Annotated in this window: 22 protein-coding genes; 13 read left to right on the forward strand and 9 right to left on the reverse strand. The window is 71.3% G+C overall.

The features are described from left to right. The first annotated feature begins 133 nt into the window (after positions 1-133). The 3 genes from ABZ321_RS11425 (at position 134) to ABZ321_RS11435 (ending at position 3252) form a co-directional block, all read left to right on the forward strand. Positions 134-1360: a PspC domain-containing protein gene (locus ABZ321_RS11425; RefSeq protein ID WP_344501778.1), complete on the forward strand. Its 1227-nt coding sequence runs from the start codon at positions 134-136 to the stop codon at positions 1358-1360. Further along, a complete protein-coding gene (locus tag ABZ321_RS11430) occupies positions 1360-2013 on the forward strand; it encodes a response regulator transcription factor (RefSeq protein WP_344501777.1) in 654 nt (217 codons plus the stop codon). Before ABZ321_RS11425 ends, ABZ321_RS11430 begins: the two co-directional genes overlap by 1 nt. 132 nt (positions 2014-2145) lie before the next feature. After that, the gene (locus ABZ321_RS11435; protein ID WP_344501776.1) at positions 2146-3252 is read left to right on the forward strand and encodes a thioester domain-containing protein; all 1107 of its coding nucleotides are present in this window, start codon (positions 2146-2148) and stop codon (positions 3250-3252) included. 112 nt (positions 3253-3364) lie between these two features. On the opposite strand, the gene ABZ321_RS11440 is transcribed toward ABZ321_RS11435, so the two are convergent. Together ABZ321_RS11440 and ABZ321_RS11445 are read right to left on the reverse strand one after the other, a co-directional pair. Further along, positions 3365-4081: a PIG-L deacetylase family protein gene (locus ABZ321_RS11440; protein ID WP_344501775.1), complete on the reverse strand. Its 717-nt coding sequence runs from the start codon at positions 4079-4081 to the stop codon at positions 3365-3367. Positions 4082-4282: 201 nt separating this feature from the next. Next, positions 4283-4648 (reverse strand): chorismate mutase, encoded by a 366-nt coding sequence (locus tag ABZ321_RS11445; RefSeq protein ID WP_354890942.1) that lies wholly within the window; start codon positions 4646-4648, stop codon positions 4283-4285. 158 nt (positions 4649-4806) lie between these two features. Here ABZ321_RS11445 and pcrA point away from each other — a divergent pair, with 158 nt between their 5' ends. After that, positions 4807-7218: a DNA helicase PcrA gene (gene pcrA, locus ABZ321_RS11450; RefSeq protein WP_344501774.1), complete on the forward strand. Its 2412-nt coding sequence runs from the start codon at positions 4807-4809 to the stop codon at positions 7216-7218. 962 nt (positions 7219-8180) lie between these two features. Here the strand turns inward: pcrA and ABZ321_RS11455 are convergent. Beyond that, positions 8181-8867, reverse strand: coding sequence for a M23 family metallopeptidase (locus ABZ321_RS11455; RefSeq protein WP_344501773.1), 687 nt, complete (start codon positions 8865-8867; stop codon positions 8181-8183). Positions 8868-9126: 259 nt separating this feature from the next. On the opposite strand from ABZ321_RS11455, the gene ABZ321_RS11460 reads away from it, so the two are divergent. From ABZ321_RS11460 to ABZ321_RS11475, 4 genes are all read left to right on the forward strand, one after another. Further along, positions 9127-9531: a cobalamin B12-binding domain-containing protein gene (locus tag ABZ321_RS11460; RefSeq protein ID WP_344501772.1), complete on the forward strand. Its 405-nt coding sequence runs from the start codon at positions 9127-9129 to the stop codon at positions 9529-9531. Positions 9532-9882: 351 nt separating this feature from the next. After that, positions 9883-11058, forward strand: a complete 1176-nt coding sequence (gene sucC, locus ABZ321_RS11465) for an ADP-forming succinate--CoA ligase subunit beta (RefSeq protein ID WP_344501771.1) — start codon at positions 9883-9885, stop codon at positions 11056-11058. A gap of 5 nt (positions 11059-11063) precedes the next feature. Next, complete coding sequence (gene sucD / locus ABZ321_RS11470) at positions 11064-11951, forward strand: succinate--CoA ligase subunit alpha (RefSeq protein WP_344501770.1); 888 nt, start codon at positions 11064-11066, stop codon at positions 11949-11951. A gap of 63 nt (positions 11952-12014) precedes the next feature. Further along, complete coding sequence (locus ABZ321_RS11475) at positions 12015-13316, forward strand: DUF6350 family protein (protein WP_344501769.1); 1302 nt, start codon at positions 12015-12017, stop codon at positions 13314-13316. Between the two features lie 230 nt (positions 13317-13546). On the opposite strand, the gene ABZ321_RS11480 is transcribed toward ABZ321_RS11475, so the two are convergent. Further along, on the reverse strand, positions 13547-14134 hold the full coding sequence (locus ABZ321_RS11480) for a DUF4190 domain-containing protein (protein ID WP_344501768.1): 588 nt from the start codon (positions 14132-14134) through the stop codon (positions 13547-13549). 209 nt (positions 14135-14343) lie between these two features. Here ABZ321_RS11480 and purN point away from each other — a divergent pair, with 209 nt between their 5' ends. Both purN and purH read left to right on the forward strand, forming a co-directional pair. Continuing rightward, complete coding sequence (purN, locus tag ABZ321_RS11485; protein WP_344501767.1) at positions 14344-14955, forward strand: phosphoribosylglycinamide formyltransferase; 612 nt, start codon at positions 14344-14346, stop codon at positions 14953-14955. Continuing rightward, positions 14948-16480, forward strand: a complete 1533-nt coding sequence (gene purH / locus ABZ321_RS11490; RefSeq protein WP_344501766.1) for a bifunctional phosphoribosylaminoimidazolecarboxamide formyltransferase/IMP cyclohydrolase — start codon at positions 14948-14950, stop codon at positions 16478-16480. Before purN ends, purH begins: the two co-directional genes overlap by 8 nt. Before the next feature lie 49 nt (positions 16481-16529). Here purH and ABZ321_RS11495 read toward each other — a convergent pair whose 3' ends face one another. The 3 genes from ABZ321_RS11495 to ABZ321_RS11505 form a co-directional block, all read right to left on the reverse strand. Continuing rightward, positions 16530-17459: a hypothetical protein gene (locus ABZ321_RS11495; RefSeq protein WP_354890849.1), complete on the reverse strand. Its 930-nt coding sequence runs from the start codon at positions 17457-17459 to the stop codon at positions 16530-16532. 1128 nt (positions 17460-18587) lie between these two features. After that, the gene (locus tag ABZ321_RS11500) at positions 18588-20153 is read right to left on the reverse strand and encodes a PQQ-binding-like beta-propeller repeat protein (RefSeq protein ID WP_354890850.1); all 1566 of its coding nucleotides are present in this window, start codon (positions 20151-20153) and stop codon (positions 18588-18590) included. 20 nt (positions 20154-20173) lie between these two features. After that, on the reverse strand, positions 20174-20716 hold the full coding sequence (locus ABZ321_RS11505) for a CGNR zinc finger domain-containing protein (protein ID WP_344501763.1): 543 nt from the start codon (positions 20714-20716) through the stop codon (positions 20174-20176). Positions 20717-20808: 92 nt separating this feature from the next. Here ABZ321_RS11505 and ABZ321_RS11510 point away from each other — a divergent pair, with 92 nt between their 5' ends. Together ABZ321_RS11510 and ABZ321_RS11515 are read left to right on the forward strand one after the other, a co-directional pair. Beyond that, positions 20809-21222 carry a hypothetical protein gene (locus tag ABZ321_RS11510; RefSeq protein ID WP_344501762.1) on the forward strand — a complete coding sequence of 138 codons (414 nt, stop codon included), beginning with the start codon at positions 20809-20811 and terminating at the stop codon, positions 21220-21222. Positions 21223-21286: 64 nt separating this feature from the next. Further along, positions 21287-22504, forward strand: a complete 1218-nt coding sequence (locus ABZ321_RS11515; RefSeq protein ID WP_344501761.1) for an NADP-dependent isocitrate dehydrogenase — start codon at positions 21287-21289, stop codon at positions 22502-22504. Between the two features lie 916 nt (positions 22505-23420). Here the strand turns inward: ABZ321_RS11515 and ABZ321_RS11520 are convergent. Together ABZ321_RS11520 and ABZ321_RS11525 are read right to left on the reverse strand one after the other, a co-directional pair. Then, on the reverse strand, positions 23421-24347 hold the full coding sequence (locus ABZ321_RS11520; RefSeq protein ID WP_344501760.1) for a glycosyltransferase: 927 nt from the start codon (positions 24345-24347) through the stop codon (positions 23421-23423). After that, on the reverse strand, positions 24344-25267 hold the full coding sequence (locus ABZ321_RS11525) for a sulfotransferase (RefSeq protein WP_344501759.1): 924 nt from the start codon (positions 25265-25267) through the stop codon (positions 24344-24346). Before ABZ321_RS11525 ends, ABZ321_RS11520 begins: the two co-directional genes overlap by 4 nt. A gap of 79 nt (positions 25268-25346) precedes the next feature. On the opposite strand from ABZ321_RS11525, the gene ABZ321_RS11530 reads away from it, so the two are divergent. After that, positions 25347-26162, forward strand: coding sequence for a WecB/TagA/CpsF family glycosyltransferase (locus ABZ321_RS11530; protein ID WP_344501758.1), 816 nt, complete (start codon positions 25347-25349; stop codon positions 26160-26162). The last annotated feature ends 494 nt before the right edge of the window (positions 26163-26656 follow it).

Here is a 26656-nt window from a genome sequence, read left to right on the forward strand (position 1 = left end):
TCCGCGCCTCAGGCATCGACCCTGACACCACCCTGATTTGCCGGTTCCGGGGCGGCTCGGAGTGGTCCGGGCGTCGGTCGGCGTGTGACGATCTGGTGGAACCCAGTTCCGACCGCGAGCCGAAACGAGTCCGATGACCAGCCCAGTGCCCGTCCGCCGCCTCTACCGCGAGCCCGCGGACCGGGTCGTCGCGGGGGTCGCCGCCGGCATCGCCGCGCACCTCGGCGCCTCCGTGGTGCTGGTGCGGGTGGCGTTCGTGCTGCTCGCGGCCTTCAACGGGCTCGGCGCGCTGCTCTACGCGGCGTTCTGGGCGGTGCTGCCGATGCCGCCGCACGTGCGGTCGGGCCGGCGCAACGTCAACCAGCTCTTCTCGTTCCTCGCGCTCGGCGTCGGCATGGTGCTGCTGGTGCTGATGGCCGGCCCCAGCGACGGCATCCAGGCGGTGATCGGCTGGCTGGCCGCCGTCATCGCGCTCGGCGCCGGCATCATCTGGCACCAGGCCGACCCGAAGCGGCGCGAGCGCTGGTCGGCGACCGTGCCCGGGATGCCCTGGCTCGGCGCCGTGATGGACAACAACCGCAAGTCCTACCTGGTCCGGTTCATCGGCGGCGGCCTGCTCGTCATCGTCGGCATCATCGGCGCGTTCGTGGTGGGGGTGCCGATCTCCGGCGCCACGCTCGCCTCGATCGGTTACGGCCTCGGCTTCGCCGCGGTCGCCCTCGCCGGCGTCGGCCTCGCCCTGGCCCCGCTGCTCTACCGCATGTTCACGCAGCTCAGCACGGAGCGCGAGGCGCGGGTGCGCGAGCAGGAGCGGGCCGAGCTGGCCGCGATGATCCACGACCAGGTGCTGCACACCCTGGCCCTGATCCAGCGCAACGCCGGCGATCTGAAGGAGGTCCAGCGCCTCGCCCGCGGGCAGGAGCGGACCTTGCGAAACTGGCTGTACAAGCCCACCGCGTCGCCGACGGAGAAGTTCAGCGCCGCGCTGGAGGAGGCGTCGGCCGAGGTTGAGGACACGTTCGCGATCGCGGTCGAGACCGTCGTCGTCGGTGACGTCGACGTCGACGAGCGGGTCGGTGCGATCGTCGCCGCCGCCCGCGAGGCCCTGGTCAACGCGGCCAAGCACGCCAAGGTCCAGACCGTCTCGCTCTACGCGGAGGTCGAGCCCGACTGCGTGAGCGTGTTCGTCCGCGACCGGGGCGTCGGCTTCGAGCTCACCGCCGTCGAGTCCGACCGGCACGGCGTGCGAGGCTCGATCCTGGCCCGCATGCGGCGGCACGGGGGCAAGGCGGAGATCCGCAGCACACCGGGCGACGGCACCGAGGTGCGGTTGAGCCTGCCCATCGATACGGAGAAGTGATGACTGACGAGACCCAGCGCCTGCGGGTGTTCCTGGTCGACGACCACGCCATGTTCCGGGCGGGGGTCCGCGCCGAGCTCGGCGTGCACGTCGACGTGATCGGTGAGGCCAGCGGGGTCGCGGAGGCGGTGCAGAAGATCGGCGCGCTGGAGCCCGACGTGGTGCTGCTGGACGTGCACATGCCCGACGGCGGTGGCCGGGCCGTCCTCGACGCGATGCGCCGCGCGCGGCCGCAGGTGAAGTTCCTGGCGCTGTCGGTCTCCGACGCCGCCGAGGACGTCATCGGGCTGATCCGGGCCGGCGCGCGGGGGTATGTCACCAAGACCATCTCGCCGGACGAGCTCGCCGACGCGATCCGCCGGGTCGCCGACGGCGACGCCGTCTTCAGCCCGCGCCTGGCCGGCTTCGTGCTCGACGCGTTCGCCGCGCGCCCCGACGCGCCGGTCGCCGACCCGGAGCTCGACCAGCTGACCAACCGCGAGCGCGAGGTCCTGCGGCTGCTGGCGCGCGGTTACGCGTACAAGGAGATCGCCAAGGAGCTCTACATCTCGATCAAGACGGTCGAGACGCACGTGTCCAACGTGCTCCGCAAGCTGCAGATGTCGAACCGGTATGAGCTGTCCCGCTGGGCCGCGGATCGCCGTCTGGTCTGATTTTTTTCCCGGGATTTCCGGACAAACTGGTGTGACTGGTGTGGCTGCTGTTGCGCAGGAGGTGACAGGAGGGGTCTCCGACCGCTACAAACGAGCGTCCCCCTGATTCTCGTCAAAGGTGGTCCAGTCACCGTGTCACACACCACCCGTCTGGCCGGTCTGGCCGCAGCGGTGCTCGTCGGAGGTGCCGTCGCGCTCAGCGGCGCCGGCGCCGCCTACGCTGACACCGTCACCGGCACGCAGGTCTTCATCGATGACAAAGCTTCGGCGATCAAGGTCATCAACTCGAAGGACACCAAGACCAACCCGAACGGCAACGAGACCGCCGCGCCGCGTCTCGGCCTGAAGGTCGCCGGTGCGTCCGAGCCCGTCATCGCGTACTGCATCGACTTCGCCCGCGACATCACCGACGCGAACTACGTCGAGGCGCCGTGGGCGAGCAACAAGAACTCCTCGCCGACGGCGGAGGAGCTGGGCCAGGTGCAGTGGGTGCTGACCCACGCGTACCCGACCGTCAGCCCCGACGACCTCCTCAAGGCAGCGAAGGGCGACAAGCCGGCCGGCATCGACGCCACGCTGCTCACCAAGCTGGTCTACGCCGGCACGCAGAGCGCCATCTGGACGATCACCGACGGTGACATCTTCGCGCTCCGCGACAACAACGAGGGCTTCAACACGGGCAACACGCCGGAGCAGTACGCCGTCATCGTCGCCGTCAGCGAGTACCTCGTGAAGGCGTCGAAGAACCCGGCCGCCGACCCGCAGCCGAAGCTCGAGATCAACCCGGCCACCCTGGCCGGCGTGGTCGGCAAGAAGATCGGCCCGTTCACCATCGTCTCCGGTGGTGGCGAGGCCGACCTCACGGCCACCGGCGGCAAGCTCGTCGACGCGGACGGCAAGGCCGTCACGTCCCTGCCGAACGGCGGCAAGTTCTACGTCGTCGCCGACGCCGTGGGCACCGTGACGATCGACGCCAAGGGCAGTGGCTCCGTGCCGATCGGCCGCATGTTCGTCACCTCGAAGGACCCGAACAAGACGCAGAAGCTGATCCTGGCGGGCGTCGCCGGCACCGAGCTCGAGGCGAAGGCCACGGTCACCGTGAACCCGGCCCCGCCGGAGCTGCCGGTCACCGGTGTGAAGCTCACCGGCGCGATCACCGCCGGCGCGCTGCTCGTCGCGGGTGGCGTCGCCCTGCTGCTGGTGGTCCGCCGCCGCCGGCAGGTCCGCTTCACCGCCTAGTTTCCTGTCACGTCGCGTGCCCGGTCTTCCTCGGAAGGCCGGGCACGCCGCGTTTCAGGCGGTGCTCTTCGGGCCGTGCTTCTTCGGGCCGTGCTTCTTCAGGCCGTGCTTCTCAGGCCGTGTGGAACACGGAGAAGGCCTCGGCGAGGCGGCCCGGCGTCCCCGACGTGGCGGCGAGGCGGGCCCGCAGCATGCCGTCCAGGTCCTCCAGGTGCGACGTCTGCGACACGTGCGCCCTGAGTGCCTTGAGCTTCCGCTCGTACGTGTCGGTGATGTCGACCAGATGGTCCGGGTCCGGTCCGCCCGAGTACCAGATCTCGCGGACGGTCCACGCGGGCAGGTCGAGCTCCGTGAACGTGAACGGGTTGCGCGCGTCCGGGTACACCGCGCACGTCGTCGCCTCCCCGGCCGCCAGATGATCGGGGTGGCTCGGCCCGGCGATCCGGTCCCAGCGCCGCAGCGGCGAGTTGGTCAGGACCCGGTCGGGGCGGAACCGGCGGATCGCCGCGGTGATGTCGCGCCGCAGGTCGATCGACGCCGTGAGCACGCCGTCGCGGTAGCCGTCGAGGAACTCGACGTGATCCACCCCGACGACCGCGGCCGCCGCGCGCTGCTCCGCCTCCCGCAGCGCCGGCATCATGGCGCGCGGGGTGTCGTCGAAGCCGCCGGCGTCGCCGCGCGTCACCAGCAGATACCCCACCTCGAGTCCGGCGTCGACCCAGCCGGCGACGGTGCCGGCGCAGCCGAAGTCGACGTCGTCGGGGTGGGCGAACACGCACAGGACCCGCCGCACGTCCTGAAGCGGGGTGGCTGATCTCGGGAAGCTCATGACTTCCTGTTTACCGTTTCTTCGCCGGTACCGGCGAACCACCCGCACGGTCCGCGGTCGGCGGCGCGAGTGGGTCTGCCCGTATCGGGGCCGACGACGCCGCACTGCGTCGGCCGGCCCACGTGTCGCCGCCGGTCCGGCCGGCTCCGGCGGTACAGACGCCGCAAGCCAGGACGCGAACCTCGGCGGTCCGTGCGAGGGCTACAGGGGTCCGCGGCCGGCGCGCAGGATGAGCAGGGCCAGCTGGGTGCCGTCGGCGCCGAGCTCCGCGGAGAAGCGCTCCAGGATCTCCCGCTCGCGCGACAGCACCAGACGCGTGCCGCCGGCGGCGACGCGGGTCGCGCCGACCTCGCGGGAGATCGCAGCCCGCTCCTTCCAGAGCGCGACCAGCGCCGCGTCGATCTCGTCGATCCGGTTGCGCAGGCCGGCGATGTGCTCGTCGGCGGCGGGCTGCTGTTCCATGGTGATGGCGGCCATTCTCTCGTCCTTGTCAGCTCTGGCTCTGGTCCCGCCCCGGGAACGCGGAACGCCCCGGGCTCGGGAGCCCGGGGCGTCGGTAGGTATCAGCGTTCAGGCGCGACCTACGGCTGCCGGACTCCCGGAGCCGTAAAAAAAGTACGGACGCGCCTGCTCGATCACGTCAACGAGTATGGCACGGTCTTCTGAGCGACGTGAAGTCCTCCGCCGGTTTTCTGTCAGTGGTGCGGCATAGACTCGCCGGTGCGATGCATGCTCTCTTCGATCTTCCCCAGTCAGAGCCGGCCGGCGTGACCGCTCCCGCCGCCCCGGCCCAGCCGTCCCGCGGCCGTGACCCGCAGTCGCTGCTCGAGGGGCTCAACGGCCCTCAGCGCGACGCCGTGATCCACGAGGGCGCCCCGCTGCTCATCGTGGCCGGCGCCGGCTCCGGCAAGACCAAGGTGCTGACCAGCAGGATCGCCTATCTGCTCGCGGCGCGGCACGTGCATCCCGGCGAGATCATCGCGATCACGTTCACCAACAAGGCCGCCGGCGAGATGAAGGAGCGCGTCGCCAACCTCGTCGGCGGGCGCGCCCGGCTGATGTGGGTGTCCACGTTCCACTCCGCCTGCGTGCGCATCCTGCGCGCCGAGCACGGCCACGCCGGCCTCAAGTCGACGTTCTCGATCTATGACGCCGACGACTCGCGCCGGCTCATGCAGCTCGTCATCCGCGAGCTCGACCTCGACCCGAAGCGTTATCCGGCCCGCGGCCTCGCCGCCCAGGTCTCCAACCTCAAGAACGAGCTGGTCGACCCCGAGACGTTCGCGGCCAGGGCGGTCGGGCCGGCCGAGCGCGCCCTCGCCGAGGCGTACACGCTCTATCAGCAGCGGCTCACCGAGGCCCACGCCCTCGACTTCGACGACCTGATCATGCGGGTGGTGCACCTGCTGCAGAGCCATCCCGAGGTCGCCGAGACCTATCGTCGCCGCTTCCGGCACGTGCTCGTCGATGAGTACCAGGACACCAACCAGGCGCAGTACATGCTGGTGAAGGAGCTCGTCGGCAGCACCGGCGAGCTGTGCGTCGTCGGCGACGCCGACCAGTCGATCTATGCGTTCCGCGGCGCCACGATCCGCAACATCCTCGAGTTCGAGCGCGACTATCCCAACGCCCGCACCATCCTCCTGGAGCAGAACTACCGCTCCACCCAGACGATCCTGTCCGCCGCCAACGCCGTCATCGGGCGCAACACGGAGCGCAAGCCCAAGCGCCTGTGGAGCGACCAGGGCGCCGGCGAGCAGATCGTCGGCTATGTCGCCGACACCGAGCACGCCGAGGCCGACTGGGTCGCCCGCGAGATCGACCGGCTGTCCGACAATGCCGGCGTCCGCCCCGCCGACGTCGCCGTCTTCTACCGCACCAACGCGCAGTCCCGTGTGTTCGAGGAGATGTTCATCCGCTTCGGCCTGCCGTACAAGGTCGTCGGCGGCGTCCGGTTCTACGAGCGCAAGGAGGTCCGCGACGCCCTCGCGTACCTGCGCGCCGTGGTCAACGAGGACGACACCGTCAGCATCCGGCGGGTCCTCAACACCCCGCGCCGCGGCATCGGCGACCGCGCCGAGGCCTGCGTCGAGGCCCTCGCGTCCCGCGAGCGAATCTCCTTCGGCGCCGCCCTGCGCCGCGCCGCGGAGGCCCCCGGCATCTCGACCCGCGCCGTCAACGCCATCGGCGACTTCGTCGCGCTGCTGGACGAGCTGCGCACCCTCGCCGAGACCGCGCTGCCCGAGGAGGTCCTCGAGGCCGCCATCGAGCGCTCCGGCTACCTCGGCGAGCTGGAGGAGAGCACCGACCCGCAGGAGGCCGGCCGCGTCGAGAACCTGCAGGAGCTCGTCAGCGTCGCCCGCGAATACACCGAGCGCGCCGAGGCCACCATCGCCGTCGCCGCCGAGCAGGGCGACGCCACCGCCGCCCCGCCCGCCACCGTCGCCGGCTTCCTGGAGCAGGTCTCCCTCGTCGCCGACGCCGACCAGATCCCCGACGACGACCCCGACCACACCGGCGTCGTCACCCTCATGACCCTGCACACCGCCAAGGGCCTCGAGTTCCCCGTGGTCTTCCTCACCGGCCTCGAGGACAGCGTCTTCCCCCACCAGCGCTCCATGAGCGACCGCAAGGAGCTGGAGGAGGAGCGCCGCCTGGCGTATGTCGGCATCACCCGGGCCCGCCAGCGCCTCTACATCTCCCGCGCCGTCACCCGCTCCGCCTGGGGCCAGCCCGCCTACAACCCGCCGTCCCGCTTCCTGGAGGAGCTCCCACCCGAGCTGGTCCGCTGGGAGCGCACCGACGCCGCGTACACCAGCTGGTCCGGCGGCGGCGGCCACGGCGGCCGCAACACCGGTCCCGCCCAGTCCCGCACGTCCTCCTTCGTCGGCGGCACCCCGAAGGCCGCCCAGCTCGCCGCCAAGCTCGGCCTGGACGCCTCCAAGCTCTCCACCGCCAGCGAGCTCTCCCGCGACATCCCGTCTCTCACCGTCGGCGACCGCGTCAACCACCAGCGCTACGGCCTCGGCCGCGTCCTCGCCGTCGAAGGCACCGGCCCCCGCACCCAGGCCCAGGTCGACTTCGGCGACCAGGTCATGTGGATCGTCCTGCGCCACGCCCCCATCGACAAACTCTGACACCCACCCACCGCTCCCAGCCCGGGTCTGGAAGCGTCCCGCCTGAACCCGCTGCGGCCCGGTCCGCCTCGGCCCCAGTTCGGCTCGGCTCCGCTTCGGCCTCGGCTCGGCACGGGTCCGGCTCGGCTCGACTGGGGTGCGGCTCGGCTCCGGTCGGTTTCGGCTCGGGCCCGGTTTGGCCCCGGGTTGCCTCGGCCCCGGTCGGGTCCGGTCTGGGGGCGGCGCTGACTTGGTCCAGGTCTGTCTCTGGCCAGACCTGTCTCTCGGCCGGCCTGGCTTTGCCCCTAATGGCCTGACCTCTTGATTGGTTCAGCCCGGCTCGGTCCCATCGCCGCGCCGATCGATCGGGTAATCAGTCCCGGCTGTCCTCGCCTGCGGGAAGCGGCCGTCGGTGATCCTCGTTCTTGGCCCAGTGGCAGTGGTGTCGCCACTTCACAGGCGCGGCACGGGCGGCCATCGGCCGGCTGGCCGCGCGCAGGCGTTGGTCAATGCCCTGGAGTGCCCCCTTTGGGGGATCGACATTGCGCGATCCACCCACATGTTGATCTCTGAATTGGGGGTGGATCGCGCAGCGTCGATGCGCAAAGCCGCAAAGTCGGGCATTGGCCAACGTCTGTGGAGGGTGCCGAGCGGTGGCGGGTCGGCGTTCCGTCGGCGGGGCGACCGTGCCGCCGTTCCCCGTGATCGAATGACGATTCTGGTCGTCTGGACAGCCGGATCCGTCTGTGGATCAACGCCGTCGTGATCGACATCGCGTGCTGGTCGTCCGGGTTGGGCGGCCACCGGATGCGGCGTGTATGCGCTGCTTGGCCTGTCTCGCGTCTCGGCGCGGGCAGTGCGGCGCGGAGCGGCGCATTGGGGTGCGGGTGAGCATCCCCGCCGGGCCCCGCCGCGAAGCGGTGGGCGGAGGCACAGCATTCCCCGCCGGGCCCCGCCGCGGCAGCGGTGGGGGGAATTACCGCTCAGCCGTAGATGTCTTCGGTGTGCTTCTGGATGTCGACGCCGTGTTTGCGCATGAAGGCGAGCGGCTCGACCGGCTTGTCGTGCTCGCGGACCTCGAAGTGCAGGTGGGCGCCGAACGAGTGGCCGGTGTTGCCGGTGAGGGCGATCCTGTCGCCGGCCCGCACGACCTGGCCTTCCTTGCACAGGAGCTTGGAGGCGTGGCCGTACACGGTGACGATGCCGTCGCCGTGGTCGATCATGACGTTGTAGCCGTAGCCGCCGTTCCAGCGGCAGAGGATGACCTTGCCGGCGGCGACGGCGTTGAAGGGGGTGCCCTGCGGGGCGCCCAGGTCGACGCCGGGGTGGAGGCGGCCCCAGCGCTCGCCGTAGAACGAGGTCAGCGTGTACCGCTGGATGGGAAGGATCCACACGTCGGGGGCCGGCATGTTCACGGTCGTCATGGGGCTGCCGGTCCGCGAGCGGCTGGCGCGGTCGTCGGAGGCGGCGCCCCGCACGCTGACGTCGTCGAAGTTGCCGCTCGCCTCCAGGGAGAGGTCGTTGCGCGGCTCGGGGAGGGCGGTGGACACGCCGAGCGCGACAATGCCGGCGCCCACGACGGCGGTGGTGAGCACGGCCGCGTAGCGGGTGTGCGCCGACTGGGCGCGGTGATGGCCGCGGTACGCGTAAGGCGCCTGGGCATCGTCCATATACGCACACCCCCGCAATTCTGGAAAAGACGGAAATGACGGAGACGTCATTCGAGTGCAATGGCTGAACCGCAGGCCACCGTAGCCAATACGGAATACGCGCCACAAGCCACGACAGGCCCGAAGGTCAATGAGTGCCCGGGCGGTTGGTTGTGCGTAACCCGGGGTCCGCAAGGTCGTTGCGGGCGCTCCATGCGGTACCTTCGGGCCAGGCGTGCGCCGCAACGGAGCGGTGCCTCCAACGGGAAGGACCGTGAGGATGAGCGCGCGGACCCGCGTCGTCATCGCCAAGCCCGGCCTGGACGGGCACGACCGAGGCGTCAAGATCGTCGCCCGGGCACTCCGGGACGCCGGGATGGAGGTCATCTACACGGGCCTGCACCAGACGCCGGAGCAGATCGTGGAGACCGCCATCCAGGAGGACGCCGACGCGGTCGGCCTGTCGGTCCTGTCGGGGGCGCACATGACCCTGTTCCGGAAGGTCATCGAGCTGCTCGCCGAGCGCGGCGCCGACGACATCCTCGTGTTCGGTGGCGGCATCATTCCCGACGACGACCTGCCGGAGCTGGAGCGGCTCGGCGTCAGGAAGATCTTCACGCCGGGAGCGACCACGCAGTCGATCGTGGAATGGGCCCGCGAGCACATCGCACCTGCGCATGCCTGATTGACGGCATTCAATCGGAAATGGTGCGGAAAAAGGGGGAGAGGCCGGACGCACCCCTCACACGTCCGGCCCCTCTATCGCACGATGCCCCGCCGCCACCCCTCGACCGACAGGGCATCGGCCGTTTTTGGTGCCGGCCCTACCCCTGCAGGCGGGCCGACACTGCACTCAACGACGGCCGCCGGGCCCGGTTACGCGCGCCGGGCGGCGTCCCTCTAAAGAGGGAGCGGCTGTGGAATCGGGCACACCCCGCACCCGCCAAGTCGCAGCCTGTTCAGACCTGGTTAGGCTGCGAGCGTTGAGCCGTCCTCGCGATGGGGCAGGCGGCACGGTTGACGGAACGGGACCACTGTGGACCTGTACGAGTACCAGGGGCGCGCCCTCTTCGCCAAGCACGGGTTGCCTGTGCTCGGCGGCGGCGTCGCCGAGACCCCTGAAGAGGCCCGTGCGATCGCCGAGGAACTCGGCGGCCGGGTTGTCATCAAAGCCCAGGTGAAGGTCGGCGGTCGGGGCAAGGCCGGCGGCGTGAAGCTCGCCGAGGGCGCCGACGAGGCGACCAGCCACGCCACCAACATCCTCGGCATGGACATCAAGGGCCACACGGTCCACAAGGTGATGGTCACGACCACCGCCGACATCGCCGAGGAGTACTACTTCTCGTACCTGCTGGACCGGGCGAACCGCACGTTCCTGTGCATCGCCAGCGTCGCCGGCGGCATGGAGATCGAGACCGTCGCGCACGACGCGCCGGAGAAGGTCGCCAAGGTCGCGATCGACGCGGTCAAGGGCGTCGACGAGGCCACCGCCCGCGCGATCGTCGAGCAGGCGAAGTTCCCCGCCGAGGTCGCCGACCAGGTCGTGGCGATCGCGGTCAAGCTGTGGCAGGCGTTCATCGCCGAGGACGCCACGCTGGTCGAGGTCAACCCGCTCGCGAAGACCGCCGACGGCACGGTGCTGTGCCTCGACGCGAAGGTGACCCTCGACGAGAACGCGGGCTTCCGCCACGCGGACCACGAGGCGCTCGAGGACAAGGCCGCCGCCGACCCGCTCGAGCAGGCGGCCAAGGCCAAGAACCTCAACTACGTGAAGCTCGAAGGCAACGTCGGCATCATCGGCAACGGCGCGGGCCTGGTCATGTCGACGCTCGACGTCGTCGCGTACGCCGGCGAGGGCCTCGGCAGCAAGCCCGCCAACTTCCTCGACATCGGCGGCGGCGCCAGCGCCCAGGTCATGGCCGACGGTCTCGAGATCGTGCTCGGCGACCCGGACGTGAAGAGCGTGTTCGTCAACGTCTTCGGCGGCATCACCGCCTGCGACGCGGTCGCCAACGGCATCGTGCAGGCCCTGCAGCTGCTCACGGACCGCGGCGAGACGGTGTCGAAGCCGCTCGTGGTCCGCCTCGACGGCAACAACGCCGAGGAGGGTCGCCGGATCCTCGACGACGCCGCCAACCCGCTGATCGAGCGGGTCGACACGATGGACGGGGCGGCCCGCCGCGCCGCCGAGCTCGCAGCGAGTGGGGTGTAACGACCATGGCGGTATGGCTGACCGAGTCCAGCAAGGTCATCGTCCAGGGCATGACCGGTGCCGAGGGCTCCAAGCACACCCGGCGGATGCTCGCCGCGGGCACGAACGTGGTCGGCGGCGTCAACCCGCGCAAGGCCGGCACGCAGGTCGACTTCGACGGCACGAAGCTGCCGGTCTTCGCCAGCGTCGCCGAGGCGATCGAGCAGACGGGCGCCGACACGAGCGTCATCTTCGTCCCGCCGGCGGGCACCAAGTCCGCGACGCTCGAGGCGATCGACGCGCAGATCCCGCTCGCCGTGGTGATCACCGAGGGCGTGCCGGTGCACGACACCGCGAACTTCTGGGCGCACCTGCAGTCCAGCGGTAGCAAGACCCGCGTCATCGGGCCGAACTGCCCCGGCATCGCCAGCCCCGGCAAGTCCAACGCGGGCATCATTCCCGCCGACATCACCGGCCCCGGCAAGATCGGCCTGGTGAGCAAGTCGGGCACGCTGACCTACCAGATGATGTACGAGCTGCGCGACATCGGCTTCTCGACGTGCATCGGCATCGGCGGCGACCCGGTCATCGGCACCACGCACATCGACGCGCTCGCCGCGTTCGAGGCCGACCCGGAGACCGCGGCGATCGTCATGATCGGCGAGATCGGTGGCGACGCCGAGGAGCGTGCGGCCGACTTCATCAAGGCCAACGTGCGCAAGCCGGTCGTCGGCTACATCGCCGGCTTCACCGCGCCGCCCGGCAAGACCATGGGCCACGCCGGCGCGATCATCTCCGGCTCGGCGGGCACCGCCGACGCCAAGAAGCTCGCCCTGGAGGCCGCCGGCGTCCGCGTCGGCAAGACCCCCACCGAGACCGCCAACCTGATGCGGGACCTCGTCAAGGCACTGTAAAAGCAAATTCAGGACGGCCGGGGTGAGTGACCGGCCGTCCTGTCTTTGACAGAGTTAAGAGCGATGCCCACCACCCCAGAGGAACCAGACGAAAGGGCGCAGACCCGGCTGGCCGAGCGGGAGACCGTCCGCCTGCCGATCCAGCGGCGCTCCACCCGGGGCCGGCCCCCGGGGCGGCGCCCTGCCCGGCGTGCCCCACTGATCCTCGCCGCCACCGTCACCACGCTGTGGGCTGCGGTGGTGACGCTCGTGCCGACCCTCGTCGTGGTGTGGCTCCTGCACGCCGTGGACAGCTCCGGCGCGCCCCTGATGCAGATCCTGCGCGTCGGCGCGGCCGGCTGGCTGCTCGCCCACTGGGTCGCGCTGGACACCGGGATCGGCCCGCTCTCCCTGGCGCCGCTCGGGCTGACCGCCGTCGCCGTCTGGCGCGTCTACCGGGCCGGCGTGCACACCGCCCGCGCCGTCGGTGCCCGGGCCCGCCAGCCCGGCGGTGCGTGGAGCCCCTGGCCCGCCGCGCGGGCCGCCGGGTGCATCGCCGTCGTGTACGGGCTGCTCGGCGCCATCGTCGCGATCGTCGCCGGTCACAAGGGCGTGGACGTCTCAGTCGTCGGCGCCGGGTTCACGTTCGCCGGGTTCGGGCTGCTGGCGGGCGGGCTCGGCGCGTTCGTCGAGGCCCGCGCGATCGCCCGGCTCGCCGGCCGGCTGCCGGGCGTCCTGCGCGACGCGACCCGCACCGGTGCCGTCGCGGCGCTGCTGATCCTCGGCGCGGGCGCGGCGGTCGCGGGGATGGCGATCGCGGTCAGCGCGAGCGACGCCGGCCAGATCATCGACGACTACCACACCGGCGTGGCGGGGCAGGTCGGGCTCGTCGTCCTGTGCGGCTTCTACATCCCGGACGTCGCGGCGTGGAGCGCCAGCTACCTCGTCGGCCCCGGGTTCAACATCGGCGCGGAGACGACGATCAGCGCCGCCGAGGTGTCGATGGGCCGGCTGCCCGCGGTGCCACTGCTCGCCGGGCTGCCGTCCACGCCCGCGACCGGCTGGGCGCCGCTGCTGCTCGGCCTGCCCCTCGCCGCGGCGCTGGTGGCGGGCTGGCTGCTGGCCCGCCGGTCGCTGCGCAGCGACACCGGGCGCGGCTGGCTGCCGCTGCTCGGCGCGGCGGCCCTCGCCGGACCGGTCGCGGGGCTGCTGCTCGGGCTGATGTCCGTCGCGGCGAGCGGGTCGGTCGGCGCCGGCGGGCTGGAGGTGGTCGGCCCGCGGGCGGGGGAGGTGGCGTTCGTCGCGATGCTGATGGTGACGATCGGCACAGTCCTCGCCACGGCCGCCACGAAGATCGCGCTGCGGGTCCGGCAGGGCAGCCCCTGACCGTTTCCGGTTGCCGTCGCCGGTACGAGTCGCCGCCCGGACGAGCCGGCGACGTGTGAGCTCCCCTGTGCGGCACGCGGATCAGCAGCACCGGCCGGCAGGTCCCGGTCGCCCATTCGGCGAAGCGCCCTGAGTCGGGCGTCGCGCTACCGGTACAAGATGAAAAAACGCAAACAGCCCGGTCGCTGCGGACAGCGGACCGGGCGATTGCGTCGTGCGCAGGGGGTGGGCTAGTAGGTGTAGAACCAGCCGCTCGCCGCGCCCGCGAAGTACAGCACCCAGATGGCGATCTCGATCACGACGCCGACGGCGCCGGTGATGATGCCGGCGAGGGCCATGCCGCCGTTGTTGGCCAGGCCCTGCTTGACCTTCTGCTGGCCGAGGTAGCCGAGCACGATCGCCGCGGCGCCGAGCAGGAGGCCGATGTAGCAGCAGGCGAACGGGATCGACACGATGCCGAGGATCATCGAGACGAGGCCGAGCGTGTTCTGCGGCTGCTGCTGCCCGTAGCCGGGCTGCTGGTAGCCGGGGGTGCCGTAGCCGGCCGGCGGGTACGCGCCGCCGGAGGTGGGGTAGCCACCGCCCGACGTCGGGTACGGGGTGCCGGACACCGGCGGCTGCTGCGCGTACGGGTCCTGGTAGGCCGGCTGCTGCGGCTGCGCGTAGGGGTCCTGGTACGCGGGCTGCTGCGGCTGGGCGTAGGGGTCCGGCTGCGGCTGCCCGTACTGCGGCTGGCCGTACTGCGGCTGCTGACCGTAGGGGTCCTGGTACGGCTGCTGCTGCCCGTACGGATCCTGGCCCTGTGGTGGGTAGCCCATTGCGGTGGCTCCTAAGGCTGGGGACGTCTGTTGCTCCGTGTTCGCATCAGGTTAGTCCCGAGGGTGATACGGAACTTCGGCAGCGTACTGGCCAGGATCAAATCTTCGCAGTGGCAGAACGGTGGAACATCGGCAACTTGCGGCTTTCATCGCCATATGTCACCCGGCCCGACGCTGAGCAGGGCCGACCCGGTCGGTAGAGTTTCACGGTGACCGTTCGGCTTGTCGTGCTCGTGTCCGGCTCCGGCTCCAATCTGCAGGCACTCCTCGATGCTTCCGCGGACCCTTCCTACGGTGCCACGGTCGTGGCCGTCGGGGCGGACCGGCCCGACATCGAGGGTCTGGCCAGGGCCGCCAAGCACGAGGTGCCGACCTTCGTGGCGGCCGTGCCGTCGTTTCCCACCCGGGACGAGTGGGACGCGTTCCTGACGGCGTCGTGCGCCGGGTTCGCCCCCGACCTGATCGTCTCGGCCGGGTTCATGAAGCTGGTCGGGCCGCGGTTCCTCGCCTCATTCGAGGGGCGATACGTGAATACGCACAATGCGCTGCTCCCGGCGTTTCCGGGCATGCACGGGCCGCGTGACGCGCTCGCCTACGGGGTGAAGCTCGCCGGCGCCACGCTGCACTTCGTCGACAGCGGCGTCGACACCGGGGCGATCATCGCGCAGGTCGCGGTGCCCGTCCTCGACGACGACACCGAGGAGACCCTCCTCGAGCGGATCAAGGTGGCCGAGCGCCGCCAGCTGGTCGACACCGTCGGCCGGATGGCCCGCGAAGGCTGGACCGTCAACGAACGAAAGGTCAGGTTGGGTCGTGGCTAACCGCCGTCCCATCAGGCGCGCGCTCATCAGCGTCTACGACAAGACCGGGCTGGAGGACCTCGCGCGCGCCCTCGCCGGCGCCGGCGTCGAGCTCGTCTCCACCGGCTCGACAGCGGCCCGCATCGAGGCGGCCGGCCTGCCGGTCACCAAGGTCGAGCAGCTCACCGGGTTCCCGGAGACGCTCGACGGCAGGGTCAAGACCCTCCACCCGCGGGTGCACGCCGGGCTGCTGGCCGACCTGCGGCTGGAGTCGCACGCCGCGCAGCTCGCCGAGCTGTCGATCGAGCCGTTCGAGCTGCTCGTCTCCAACCTGTACCCGTTCACCGACACCGTCGCGTCGGGCGCGTCGGACGACGAGTGCGTGGAGCAGATCGACATCGGCGGGCCGGCGATGGTGCGGGCGGCGGCGAAGAACTTCCCCTCCGTGGCCGTTGTGACGTCGCCCGCTTCATACGGCGCCGTTTTGTCCGCTCTGTCCTCCGGCGGTTTTTCGTTGGACGAGCGCCGCGCGCTTGCTGGTGTCGCTTTTGCGCACATTGCCGAGTACGACGTTGCGGTGGCGGCGTGGTTCGCGCGGGAGAGTTCGGACTTTTCTGGCACGGCGCTGCGTCGTTCGGCGACGCTGCGGTACGGCGAGAACCCGCACCAGAGCGCCACGCTCTACGTGGACCCGGCCGCCGCGCCCGGTCTCGCGCAGGCCGAGCAGCTCGGCGGCAAGGAGATGTCCTACAACAACTACGTCGACGCCGACGCCGCCTGGCGCGCCGCCCACGACTTCACCGAGCCGTGCGTCGCGATCATCAAGCACGCCAACCCGTGCGGCATCGCGATCGGCGCCGACGTCGCCGAGGCCCACCGCAAGGCGCACGCGTGCGACCCGGTCAGCGCGTTCGGCGGGGTGATCGCGGTCAACGCGCCCGTCACCATCGACCTGGCGAAGCAGATCAGCGAGATCTTCACCGAGGTCGTGGTGGCTCCGGCGTACGAGGAAGGCGCCGTCGAGGTCCTCACCGCCAAGAAGAACCTGCGGGTCCTGCGCGCCCCCGCCTGGACGCCCGCCCCCGTCGAGTCCCGCCAGATCTCGGGCGGTGTCCTCGTGCAGGCCGCCGACCGCGTCGACGCGCCCGGCGACGACCCCGCCAACTGGACGCTGGTCACGGGCTCCGAGGCCTCGCCCGAGGTCAAGCGGGACCTCGAGTTCGCCTGGCGGGCCGTGCGGGCCGTCAAGTCCAACGCGATCCTGCTCGCCTCCGGCGGCGCGACCGTCGGCGTCGGCATGGGTCAGGTCAACCGGGTCGACTCCGTGCGCCTCGCCGTCTCCCGCGCGGGTGACCGGGCCGCCGGCTCCGTCGCCGCCTCCGACGCGTTCTTCCCGTTCGCCGACGGGCCGCAGGGGCTGATCGAGGCGGGCATCACCGCCATCGTGCAGCCGGGCGGTTCGATCCGCGACGAGGAGGTCATCGAGGCCGCCCGCGCCGCCGGGGTCACGATGTACCTCACCGGGACGCGGCACTTCTTCCACTGAGCACTGTTTGCGGTTTTTTGCGGGCCCGGCTTTTTGCCGGGCCCGTTGCTCACGGTGTCGTGATCTTCGCCGGTACCGGTGCGCCGAAGTACATCGCCACCGCGTCGCTCACCGCATGGGCGCCCTTGCCGAGGGTGCCGCTCGCGCCCTGCTCGTACATGGCGGCCACGACGTACCGCTCCCCGGCGCCCGCGAACCCGACGGTGTGCGTCACCCAGACCGTCTTGCCGTTGACCGGCTTCTGCGCCCAGCCGTCCTTGTTGCCCGGGTTGAGGGTGCTGCCGGCGGCCCACACGCCCCAGCGCTGGTTGCTCGCGACGTTGCGCAGCGTCTTCGTGAGGTAGGCGCGGTCCGCCGGGTCGAGCTTCTCCAGCACGTACCCCATGAGCGCCTGCAGATCGTCGGCGCTGCACCGCAGGTTCCGCCAGAACGTGTCGTACCCCGGGACCACGCTCAGGGTGCGCATGCCGAACTTCTGCTGGAAGCGCCCGAGCATCCCCGGCCCGTCGTACCGGTTCCACAGCGCGGTCGCGGCGTCGTTGTCGGAGCTGATCAGCGCCTTGTCGAGGTTGGCCCGGTCGGTGCCGTCCAGCGTGATCGCGCCCTGCCGATGCCGCTCGAGCAGGTCGGTGGCGATCGCCAGCTTGATCGTCGACGCGGTCCAGGTGGTGGCGGTCGTGTTGCCCGCCTTCCACACCGTGCCGGTCTGCCGGTCACGGATCACGACGCCGAACGTGCCCGGCTGCTGCTTCACGAACGCGGCGGCGCTGGCCTCTCTGCTGCCTGCGCTCGCTTTCACCGTGGGGCTGGCGCTCGCGTTCGCGCCCGCCTGCCGCGCCCCGACGCCGGCCTCCGCCGCGCCGGCGCTGACACTCTCGCTGGCCGGCGCTTGGCTGGCGTTCTGCGGTGCTTTGTCGCTTCCGCACGCCGCGAGGGCGAAGATGGTGAGGAGAGGGACAAGCCACCGCCGGACGGACACCCCCGGAACTCTAGCGGCAGGATCAACCCCGTGACGGCAACGCTGCTCGCCGGCAAGGCCACCGCGGCCGCCATCAAGGCCGAGCCCCGCGTCCGGTCAAGGCCCTCACCGCAGGCCCGATGACCAGAGCCATGCTCCTCGCCAACGCCGTCACCCTCGCCGACCACCACTCTTTCTGAACGCCGGGGAGAAGCCCGTTTCGTGATGGCGGCGGCAAGCGTCCTCTGAGTAGACCCGGCGACGTAAGGATCAGCGCCGGAGCATGCCCCAGTCCAGCAATCGCCGCCGCTCGCACATGAAGCCGCAGCGGCCAATCGGGCGAGCCGGGCCGTACTTGCCGGTCGTGGCGGGCATGTCGGCAGGACGATGCGGTATTGCGGTATTGCCGTTCGCCGGGCTGCCGAGTCGCGGCCCGCAGGACGGTGCCGAGTCGCTTGCCGTCGGCCGGGCCAGCGCGTGCTCATGGGCCCGCCTGCTGGGCTATCCGGACAAGCCCGCCAACCCTGCGCTACCTGCCAACCTGCGCCTTGCCGCCTGCCAAGCGGGCCGAGCAATCGCCTGCCGGCTCGGCCGATTGCTGCCCGCCCAGGCGCTGACCGGTCGTCTGCTGAGCGACGCAGGCCTGGCCTGCCAGGTCGAGCAGATCGCTGCCCGCCGACCAGGTCGAGCAGATCGCTGCCCGCCGACCAGGACGGCCCGCTGCCCGTGGACCAGGACGGCCCGCAGCCCGCCCGACCCGGGGTAACGGGCCTGCTGCCCGCCGGGTGGGGCGACCCGCTTCATTTCAGGCGATGTGCGCCGGGCCGTTGCCCGCCAACCGGCCCGCCCGTTGCCCGCCAAGCCGCCCGCCCGTTGCACGCCAAGCCGCCCGCCCGTTGCCCGCCAACCGGCCCGCCCGTTGCACGCCAAGCCGCCTGCCCGTTGCACGCCAAGCGGCTCGCCCGTTGCACGCCAAGCGGCTCGCCCGCGGCCCGCCGGGTGAGTTGGCCCGCTTCGTTCGGGCGATGCGGGCCCGATCCGCTGCCCGCCGACTGGGACGGGCCGCTTCACCTCGGTGATGCGGCCCGGCGGCGGTGGACGTCGGGCTGCGGGCGGGGCGGGGTGCGGCTGTCCGCGGGGTGCGGCGGGTCAGGTGACGCTCAGGTACAGCTCGGTGGCCTTGTCCTCCCTGGTGGTGACGACGGCGTGGGCGGGGGTGGCGGCGACGGAGACCTCGGGGCAGCGGGTGGGGCAGGTGATGGTGCGGTCCTCGGTGGCGCTGCCGTCGGTGGTGCGGGCGCCGATCAGCCGGAGGCGGCCGTCCGGGGTGCGCCAGACGACGTACGCCTTGTCGGCGGTGGTGGTGGCGGTCAGAGGCTGGTGGGAGCCGAGGCCCGGCAGGCCGACATCCCACTTGACGGTGCCGGTGTGCGGGTCGACGGCGGTGAGGTGGGCGCGTTCGCCGCTGGGCTCGGCGTACAGGAGCAGGCCGGACGGCGTGGCGACGGCTAAGGCGCCGGCGGGGTCGTGGCGGGTGCCGACGGTGCCGGTGACGGCGTCCATGAAGACGGCGCGGCGCGGGGAGGTGCCGGTGATGGTGACGAAGCCGTCGCCGGTGGAATGGACGCGCAGCTCGGTGGCGCTGCGCTGGACCGTGTGCCAGGACCAGCGCTCCGCGCCGGTGGTGGCGGTGAGGCCGACGGCGACGTCGTCGACGCCCTGGGCGCGGCAGCGCAGGGCGACCGCGACCGTCTCGGCGGTGGTGGCGAGGTCGGTGACGTCGCAGGGGCCGCCGTTGCGCGCGGGGGTCCACCGCCACAGGAGCGTGCCCGTGGTCGCGTCGATGGCGAGCAGGTCGCCCGCACCGATGCCGGCGCCGGCGAGCACGACGGTCTTGCCCGCGCCGTGGACGGATGCCATTTTCCCGGAGGTGTACCGGCCGGAGAAGCGCACCTGACCGCTGCCGGCATCCAGGGCCGCGACGAGAACGCCGTCGTCGGTGCCGAAGACCACGACGACCGTGCCGTCCACTAAACCGGCGGTCTGGGTCGGCAGGTCGGAGCGCAGGTAGCGCCAAGCGACGGCGCCGCTGGACAACCACACGGCCCGCACGCCGTCCTCGGCCCGCACGATCGCCAGCTGGTCGTGGACGCCGACGAGCTGCACCCCGACATATGGCAGCGGCCAGGTCTGGTCGCCGCCGGCCGGGGGCGGGTCGCCGGCCGTGGTCGAGTCGACGAAACGACCCTCGCGGGCATAATCGACGCCGAATCCGGCCACGATCACCAGTACGACACCCGCTGCGACAATCGCGAGCCACGGTCGGGTGGCAGACGGCAGCGCACCTGGCCCGGAGGCTGTGAGCAGCACCCAGCCGAGGGCGGCCGCGGCCGCGCCCGCGACGGTGACAGGGCCGCCGAGCCCGACGCCCGCGCTCGGCTCGACCAGCCTGGCGAGGCCGACGGCGACCAGGGTCGCGGCGAGCCCGGCGACGGCCGCGACGGCCGCGGTCAGCCGGAAGCGGCGCGGCTCGGCCCGCGTGTAGGCGACGCACAGTCCGCTGATCAGCGGCCCGAGGAACACGATGCCGGCGACCGTCACCAGGTCGGGGTGGCGGCTGCCGGCGATGGTCCAGGGCAGCACGAGGCCGGCGGTGACGGCGATGGTGCCGAGGGCGATCGCCAGGAGGCCTGCGCCGCGAATCACGGGGTTCACGGGAACAGGATGCCGGGTACCTACGACAATTTCACGCGGCGCTTCTGCCGGTACGCGGCGGACTTCGCCCGGTTCTGGCACGCGAGCGAGCAGAACCGCCGCGACGTGTTCTTGGTGACGTCGAGGAAGTAGGCGTCGCACGCCTCGGCCTCGCACGTGCCCAGCCGGTGCGTCTGCCGGGTGCCGACGAGAAACGCCAGGCTGGTGGCCGACTCCGCGGCCCACGCGTCGACGACGTTGGCGTCGACGGCGTGGAAGGCGAGGACGGCGGCTCCGTGCAGGTTGGGCACCGCGCCGTGATCGGCGAGCACCTCGTTGAGCGCGCGGGCGGCGCTGTGCAGGTCGCCGGCGATGCACGCGTCCACCGCGACCCGCAGCCGGACGGCGGCTTCGGTCAGGACGTCGACGTCGGCGCCGGCCAGCGGGAACTTCTGCCACCGTTCGCTCTCGGCCAGGTCGGTGAACGCGTCGCCGATCCGCTGGTCCACGCCGAGGTGGCGGCCTTGTCGCGGCGTCACTGTGAGGTCGTTGACCAGGTCCAGGCACAGTTCGACGTGCTTCAACACGTAACTGTCTATCTCGCCTTGACCAGTGATGCCCATCCCAGCTAACGTCACTGGCATAGCTTAACTTGGCAGTGACGGGGAGAGGCGCGATGCAGTTCGAATTCACCGACGCCGGCCGCATCCTGGCTGGCATCGCCCTGCTGTCGATCGTGACGATCGAGGTCGGCGGCTGGTTCCTGACCAAGATCGTCCGGGGCGACGTGCCGATGACACCGTTCCAGCAGGCCTTCGCCCGTGCCGGGCACGCCCACGCCGGCGTCCTGGTCACCCTCGGGCTCGTGGGCATCCTCTATGCCGACCTGGCCCGCATCGACGGGGTCCTCGGTTGGCTCTCCCGAGGCGGTGTGCTGGCTGCCGCCATCCTTATGTCGGGCGGGTTCTTCGCGGCGTCGGCGGGCAAGGGGCGTACCGCGCCCAGCAAGGCCATCGTGATGGTCTGGATCGGCGCGTTGTCGCTCGCGGCGGGCGTGCTCAGCCTGGGGGTCGGGGTCCTCGGCTCGTGATCCGCTCGATGCAGTACGCTCGTACTGCTAAGCGAAGCAAGCCCGCGAGAGGAGCGCCCGGCCGATGGCGAAGATCAAGGTAAACAACCCTGTCGTCGAGCTCGACGGCGACGAGATGACCCGCATCATCTGGAAGCAGATCCGCGAGCAGCTGATCCTGCCGTACCTCGACGTCGACCTGAAGTACTACGACCTGTCGATCGAGTACCGCGACCAGACCGACGACCAGGTCACGATCGACGCGGCCAACGCCATCAAGGAGCACGGCGTCGGCGTCAAGTGCGCGACGATCACCCCCGACGAGGCCCGGGTCGAGGAGTTCAAGCTCAAGAAGATGTGGCGGTCGCCGAACGGCACCATCCGCAACATCCTCGGCGGCGTCGTCTTCCGTGAGCCGATCATCATGTCCAACGTCCCGCGGCTCGTCCCGGGCTGGACCAAGCCGATCATCATCGGCCGTCACGCCCACGGCGACCAGTACAAGGCGACCGACTTCGTCGTGCCCGGCCCCGGCAAGGTCACCGTGACCTACACCCCTGAGGACGGTGGCGCGCCGATCGAGTTCGAGGTCGCCAAGTTCCCCGGCGGCGGTGTCGCCATGGGCATGTACAACTTCGACGACTCCATCCGCGACTTCGCCCGCGCCTCGCTGCGCTACGGTCTCGACCGCGGCTACCCGGTCTACCTCTCGACCAAGAACACGATCCTCAAGGCCTACGACGGCCGGTTCAAGGACCTCTTCGCCGAGGTCTTCGAGACCGAGTTCAAGGACGAGTTCGCGGCGGCCGGCATCACGTACGAGCACCGCCTCATCGACGACATGGTCGCCGCCGCCCTGAAGTGGGAGGGTGGCTTCGTCTGGGCCTGCAAGAACTACGACGGCGACGTCCAGTCCGACACCGTCGCGCAGGGCTTCGGGTCGCTCGGCCTCATGACCAGCGTCCTCATGACTCCCGATGGCAAGACCGTCGAGGCCGAGGCCGCCCACGGCACCGTCACCCGGCACTACCGCCAGTGGCAGAAGGGCGAGAAGACCTCGACCAACCCGATCGCGTCCATCTTCGCCTGGACGCGCGGCCTCGCCCACCGTGGCAAGGTCGACGGCACCCCCGAGGTCACCGCGTTCGCGAACACCCTGGAGCAGGTCTGCGTCGACACCGTCGAGGCCGGCCAGATGACCAAGGACCTCGCGCTGCTCATCTCCCGCGACGCCCCGTGGCTCACCACCGACGAGTTCATGAACGCGCTCGACCAGAACCTCGCGAAGCGTCTCGCCGGCTGATCAGCACGACCACGACGGACCGGCCGGGGTGTCCCGTGCGGACACTCCGGCCGCCCGCACTGCCCGACGGATCGCGTCGCCGACGGCCCCGGCCGCCGCGGCGCTGACAGAGGAACACCACCGCCGCAGCGCGGTGACCAGCGGCGCGACCCGTCCGAGCGGGTCAAGCCGCACCAGCCGCCCGCGCGGTCCCGCCCGCGCGTTGAGGACCGCGGTGAGGACTGCCGCCGCAGGAGCGCGGTGATGAGCGGTGTGGGCCGTGAAGGTGCGCCCAGCCTGGCCGGTATCCCGCGTGGTGCTGTCCGCGGTGCGAGCCGTCCGAGTGCGTCGAGCCGGGTCGGCCGTCCGCGTGTCGAGGAACTGCTGCCGCGGGAGTGCGGTGTGGGCTGTGAAGGTGCGTTGAGTCGGATCGGAATCCCGCGTGGTGCTGTCCGCGGTGCGAGCCGTCCGAGTGCGTCGAGCCGGGCCGGCCGTCCGCGTGTCGAGGAACTGCCGCCGCGGGAGTGCGGTGTGAGTTGTGAGGGTTCGCCGAGTCGGGCCGGAATCCCGCGTGGTGCCGTCCGCGGTGAGGAATGCTGCCGCAAGCAGTGCGGTGGCCAGTGGTGTGAGCTGTGAGGATGCGCCGAGTCGGCCGGTATCCCGCGTGGTGCCGCCCGTGGTGAGGGCCGCCACCGCGGCGGTGTGGGGCGAGCCGGGCCAGCATCTCGTGCGTTCTGGTTCGGCGGAGATGTCGGGATCGGTGACCCGAATTCTGCGGAGCCTGTTCGAGACTGAGCGCCTTGGGCGGGTCGCGGTGCCAGGTGTTGTGCAGGCAGGTGGCACGAGGTCTGGTCGGGCAGGAGGGGCTGCCCGGGCGGCGGCGTGGCTCGCCCGGGGGCACGAGCGTCAGGGTTCGGGCGAGCCGGGGCGGGTGGGGTCAGATGCCGTGGCCGCGGCGGTGGAGGGCGCCCAGGACGCTTTCGACCTTGACCACGCCGGTGACGGCGGCCAGGGCGATGGCGGCGCGGGGTTCGCGCCAGTTGGAGCGCATGGCGGCCTTGGTCCAGAGCCAGGCGTCGCGGCGGTTGCCGGAGGCGGCGGACCAGCAGGCGAGCTGGCCGTAGACGCGGCCGGCGCCGGTGCCGGAGCCGGCGATCTCCGGGTGGCGGGTCATCATCCAGCGCAGGGAGGCCATCTTGGTGGCGTACTCGTAGGCGAACATCGACGTGCGGCCCCACAGGACGCGGACGAGGGGCTCGTCGACGTGGACGATCTCGCCGCGCTTGGCGGCGCGCAGGAGCAGGTCCCAGTCCTCGTTCTGACTGCCGGGGGCGTCCTCGGCGACGAGGCCCATCTCGTCGTCGGCGAAGACGAAGCGGCGTACCAGGAACGTCGATGAGTGCAGCATCGACATCCGCGACCGGATCAGGTCGTCGAGGCCGACGAGGGACGCCCCCGCCAGGCGGGGGGTGAGGCGGTCGCCGAACTCGACCTCGATCGCCGCCGTGCAGAACTCCGCCTGCGGTCGCTGCTGCAGCGCGTGCACCTGCCGGCGCAGCTTCGTCGGGGTCCAGGCGTCGTCGTCGTCGCAGAACGCGACGAGATCCGTGTCCAGGGCGACGATGCCGGTGTTGCGGGCGCCGGCGAGGCCGGGCTTGCGCAGGTTGGGCAGCACGTCGAGCGGGCGGTCGCCGCCGCGGCACAGGCCGGCGTCGGGGTCGTGCTGGTCGAACACCACGATGGTGCGCACGGGTCCCGGGTAGTCCTGGGCGACGATGCCTTCGACGGCGCGGGCGAGCAGTTCAGGGCGGTTTCGCGTCGGTACGACCACACCCACGCTGGGCCAGTGACCGGTGGTGTTCATCGGGCCCCCCGGTAGCCGTACATGCCGAGCAGCGGTGCGGTGAGCGCGCTGACGACCCGTCGCTGCCGCCCAGGCAGTGCGGTGCGCCAGGCGTCGTCGCGGCGTAGCGGGACCGGGCCGACGGTGAAGCGCATCGGGTTGCCGGCGGCGCTGTGGCACGGCCCCAGCTCGGCGGTGCCGCCGTGCAGGAAGTCCATCCCGCCTCCCGCCAGATCGGCGAAGTCCGAAATTTCCGACAGCACCGTCGCCGGGGAGTCCAGCAGCGACTCGTAGCGGACGCGCATCACCGGTACGCCGCAGCGGTGCAGGACCGACAGCGCGGTGTTGTGCGCGTTCCACAGCAGGGCCGACCGGCTGGGCGAGTAGCGGGTCATCTCCTCGGCGCCGTCGGTCTCGGGCCGCCGCACCTTCTTCGTCCAGGAGTACGCGACGCCGCGGCTGTCCCGCACCACGTGCACGACCCGCAGGTCGATGCTCGGCGCGAACCGCAGGCAGTACGCCAGCGCCGCGTGCTTCGAGGAGTCGACGAGCACCTGGGCCCCGGAGACGACCGCCGCCGCCTCGTACAGCCGCGCGTACCAGTCCGCGTACTCCTCGACGAGCAGCCGGTGGGAGGGGCTCATCCGTACACTCGCCAACCGCGGAATGTGCCGGGTCCGCTCCACCGCGTGCCGCAGCGCGAGCACCCGCCACACGTCGACCTGCTGCCAGCCGCCGAACGCCTTCTCCCCGACCGCCTGCCAGAAGTCGCAGGACGAGAAGTGTGCCCCGCAGGCGCAGCGCTCGTCACCGGCGACATCGCGCTCCCACAGGTGGACGACCTCGCCGAGCGGGCACACGCCGGGCAGCTCGCCGAGCAGGCGCTCCAGCAGGGTGGTCCCGCTGCGCCCGAGCCCGCCGAGGAACAGAACGCGTACCAACCGTCCTCCTTGGTCGTTTTGGTAGATATGCCAGCTGTGCTGGCATCTGTTACCTCTAACGACGAATTACGGATGAACGATGCTGCACACCAGAGCACGCTGGCGGCGGGTCCCTCTCGGCGGCCTCTCCGTGGACCCGTTGACCGAGGCCGAGGTCGTCTCGCACGTACGGTCGGCGCTGGCCCGTGGCGAGGGCGGCTGGATCGTCACGCCGAACGTCGACATCCTGCGCCACGTGTCCCGCGACCCGCACCTGCGCGCCCAGCTCCGGGAGGCGGACCTGGTCGTCGCCGACGGCACGCCACTGGTCTGGGCGGCCCGCCTCGCCGGCTGGAACCTCCCCGCCCGCGTCACCGGCTCCGACCTCATCTGGTCGCTGTCCCGCGCGCTCGCCGCCGACGACCACGGCGTCTTCATCCTCGGTGGCACCCCCGGCGACCTCGGCGAGGACGACGGCGCGCACCGGGCCGCCCTGGTCCTCGCCGACACCTTCCCGGGCCTGCGGATCGCCGGCACGCTCTGCCCGCCGTTCGGCTTCGACAAGGACCCGGCCACGCTCGCCGAGGTGTGCGACGCGGTCGTCGCCGCCGACCCGCGGATGGTGTACGTCGGCATCGGCTTCCCCCGCCAGGAGCACCTCATCCGCCGCCTCCGGGCCGCCCTGCCCCGCACGTGGTTCCTGGGCTGCGGCGCGGCCGTCAACTTCGTGGCCGGCGACATCCAGCGCGCGAACCCGGCGATGCAGAAGGCCGGCCTGGAGTGGCTCGACCGCCTGGCCCGCGAGCCCCGCCGCCTGGCCCGCCGCTACCTGCGCGAGGACGCCCCGTTCGCCGCCGCCCTCCTCGCCCGCTCACTGCACCATCGCCTGACCCACCGCCCCGCCCACCGCGCCTGACCTGCCGAACCTCTGATCGAAGGATGCCCCTGGCCGCGTCCACGACCGCTGAACGACTTGGATCACGGTGGCCGTGGTCGGATGTCCTTTGACGCCGGCGCACGACCCAGCGGTGGATGGTGATCCACGGACGGTCCTGGCCGCGGGGGCAACCGCTGGACGACTTGGATCATGTCGCGGTCTGTAGGCGGATGTCGGTCGTTGCCGTGGCCGGGTGGAGTTTGGTGGTCGTGCAGGGTCCGGCGTTGTTGATCGAAGGATGGTCGTAGTCGCGGGCGTGGCCGTTGGGCGACTTGGATCAATGAAGGGTTTGTCCAACGGCGGTGGCGACAGATCCGGCACGATCCGAACGCATTGCCATGACTGTGGGCCAACGACGGCACGCAACGCGCCGGCGTCCGGAGTGTTGGGCACCGGTGATGAAAGCCGGCGGAAGCACCGAATGATGCCCTCGACGGCGCGGGACCAGGTGTGGACGGTGGCCGGGGAGCATC

This window comes from Dactylosporangium sp. NPDC006015, from assembly GCF_040614215.1.
Taxonomy (GTDB): Bacteria; Actinomycetota; Actinomycetes; order Mycobacteriales; family Micromonosporaceae; genus Dactylosporangium; species Dactylosporangium maewongense.